Raw genomic sequence first — 503 nt, 5'->3', positions numbered from 1 at the left:
CCGCCTCAACGGGCCGCACGCCACGAGCAGCTTCCGGGTGCTGCCAGGCATTGTGGCGGGCCAGGATGCGCGCGGCTGCCTCACGCTGCGCGGCGACGTGACCGACGACCAGCTCATCACGACCAACGACGTGGTGCAGCTGGATGCGGAGACCCACACGTTTGAGTGGCTGGGCCGGGCCGATTTCGTGATAAACTCGGGCGGCGTGAAAGTGCCCGCTGAGAAAGTGGAGCTGGTTCTCGACGTGGCCCTGGCCGAAATCGGCACTTCGCGCCGCTGCTTCGTGGCCGGCCAGCCCGACGAGCGGCTAGGGCAGGCTGTGACGGCTTTTATTGAAGGAGCCCCGCTGACCGAAGCGCAGGAAAACCAGCTCAAAACCCTGCTGGCCGAGCGGCTGGGCCGCTACGAGCAGCCCCGCCAGCTGCGCTACGTGCCGGAGTTCGCGGCCACGCCCAATGGCAAGCTCGACCGCGCCGCCACGCTGCGCCGGGCCAATGCGTAGC

1 protein-coding gene is annotated in these 503 nt (G+C 68.4%); it reads left to right on the top strand.

Features of this window, described 5'->3' with window-relative positions:
• Nucleotides 1–502 (top strand): AMP-binding enzyme (locus tag ACYVDE_RS26085; protein WP_460504401.1); only part of this gene is annotated, 502 nt, incomplete at its 5' end.
• Nucleotide 503 lies beyond the last annotated feature (1 nt).

This window comes from Hymenobacter agri, assembly GCF_054778495.1.
This window is presented reverse-complemented; position numbering and strand designations above follow the sequence as displayed.